This is a genomic window from Bacillus sp. LR--39, assembly GCF_053613335.1.
On sequence record NZ_JBSIOT010000377.1, the window covers coordinates 1 to 1,019 of the forward strand.

The window sequence follows — 1,019 nt, forward strand, 5'->3', positions numbered from 1 at the left end:
GGAAACTTCACGATAAGAAGATCTCCCTCTTTCAAAACGTATTTGACCGTCACATGCTCACCGTTAATCTGCAGGTCTCCCCCGCCAAACTTAATATCGGTCAGCAGACGTTTCGAAATTCCCAGTTCACTGGCATATTCTTTTACAGTCATCCCGTCCTCAGCGGAAGTAATGTTCTTTCTGATAAAAAAATGCTCCACGATATGTCCTCTTTCTATTCACCTTTTCCAATAAACGAATCCTGGACTCTTTTCCAAAATGGAAACGGACGGAATCTCGCAAACCGCACTTTTTCGGATGCAACTTGGCAGCGGATCGACTTTACATCCTTATGGAGAAGGGTTAAATGATCAATCGTCACTTGAAAGTCAACTTCGTTTCTCGGCTTAATCATGCAATCATGATGGGATGGGAGAAGCAGAGGTGACCCGACCGTACGGAACACGCGGTTATTAATTGAAGCCATTTCCGCAAGCTGGATCGCCCTGATAGACGGATGGATAATCGCTCCGCCCAGCGCCTTATTGTAGGCTGTGCTGCCTGATGGAGTTGACAGGCAGAGGCCGTCGCCCCGGAAGGTTTCAAAGAGCTGCCCTTTGATTTCCACATCAGCAACAAGGCTTCCTTCGATGCTTTTAATCGTACATTCATTCAAAGCTAAGTATCTTTCTTCCCGCTCGTTTTCGTGATAGGTCACAATGACTTCGAGAAGCGGATATTCGACTGTATGATACGGCGTTTTCGCGATGGCAAGAACAAGTTTTTCAATTTCATGAGGAACCCAGTCGGCATAAAAACCCAGATGACCTGTGTGAACGCCGACAAATGCTGTTTTGTCCAAGCGGTCGCTGTATCTGTGAAAAGCATACAAAAGCGTTCCGTCGCCTCCGACTGAAATAACGATTTCCGGTTCATTTTCATCCAGTTCCATATCAAAATCCAATAAATACGCCTGTATTTTGCTTTTCAGCGTATCAGAAACTTGATCTCCTTTTGATGATACGGCAAATTTCATGCTC

1 protein-coding gene and 1 pseudogene are annotated in these 1,019 nt (G+C 45.2%); both read right to left on the minus strand.

Annotated elements, in window-relative coordinates:
- Nucleotides 1-200, minus strand: a pseudogene (locus ACWHAR_RS23365) (RluA family pseudouridine synthase); the annotation flags it as partial.
- A 14-nt stretch (nucleotides 201-214) separates the two neighbouring features.
- A complete protein-coding gene (locus ACWHAR_RS23370; RefSeq protein ID WP_003232918.1) occupies nucleotides 215-1,015 on the minus strand; it encodes an NAD kinase in 801 nt (266 codons plus the stop codon).
- Nucleotides 1,016-1,019 lie beyond the last annotated feature (4 nt).